Source organism: Paracoccus sp. S4493 (genome assembly GCF_000967735.1).
GTDB classification, from domain to species: domain Bacteria; phylum Pseudomonadota; class Alphaproteobacteria; order Rhodobacterales; family Rhodobacteraceae; genus Paracoccus; species Paracoccus marcusii.
In genome coordinates this window covers 1-634 of record NZ_JXYF01000490.1, presented here as the reverse complement: position 1 = coordinate 634, position 634 = coordinate 1, and the positions used below count along the sequence as shown (strand labels likewise).

The following is a 634-nucleotide window of genomic DNA, read 5'->3' as shown; positions in this document are numbered from 1 at the left end:
GGCTACACCAAGGCCGGGATCATCCTTGATGACTTGCTGCCCGAAGGCGACCAGCCTGCCATGCTTTTTCCACCGGAAAGGCCACGCGACGCGCGCCTGACGGACGCGCTCGATGCGATCAATGACCGTTTTGGCAAGAAGACGATGGTGCTGGCGCGGGAGGGTGTTGACCGATCCTGGGCGACAAAAGCGGATCACCGTTCGCCGCGTTACACCACGAGGATCAGCGAGCTACCAACCCTAAAGGTTTGATACAGGTTGAGCAGGGTTGCCCAGACCCCAAACGACAATAAGGAATATTACCGATATAGAAAAATAGGCGAGAGCATACCAAAACTTTTTGACCAATTCTTTGTCATGCAATCTGCCATGTTCATGTGTGTCACCGTCAGGAAGCTGTATTTCCGGTGCGTAACCGGTGTGTCAACTGTTCCAGTTCCTCAATACATTCATCATATGCCGTTCCTGATTTTGGAAAATCAGCACGAAGCCGTTGATAGAAGCTGAGCCATTTGGGAAGCTCGCTGATCGGGTATGTGCCGGACCAATACCTGCCGGTCATCGTGAACGTGGTTTCGGTATGGGTGACTTTCATTGTGTATGCGCACCTGTCTGGTTAATGCGTTTCATATTT

Annotated in this window: 2 protein-coding genes; one reads left to right on the top strand and one right to left on the bottom strand. The window is 51.7% G+C overall.

Annotation, left to right across the window (positions count from 1 at the left end; all coding sequences use genetic code 11):
* Positions 1 to 252: DUF4113 domain-containing protein (locus tag TW83_RS18670; protein WP_045984289.1), on the top strand; the 252-nt coding region annotated here is incomplete at its 5' end.
* A 136-nt stretch (positions 253 to 388) separates the two neighbouring features.
* On the opposite strand, the gene TW83_RS20305 is transcribed toward TW83_RS18670, so the two are convergent.
* Positions 389 to 595 carry a hypothetical protein gene (locus tag TW83_RS20305; RefSeq protein ID WP_084697718.1) on the bottom strand — a complete coding sequence of 69 codons (207 nt, stop codon included), beginning with the start codon at positions 593 to 595 and terminating at the stop codon, positions 389 to 391.
* Positions 596 to 634: the final 39 nt, after the last annotated feature.

Coding starts and splice junctions, on each gene's coding strand:
- TW83_RS20305 (WP_084697718.1), bottom strand. CDS start 595: ATGAAAGTCACCCATACCGAAACCACGTTCACGATGACCGGCAGGTAT.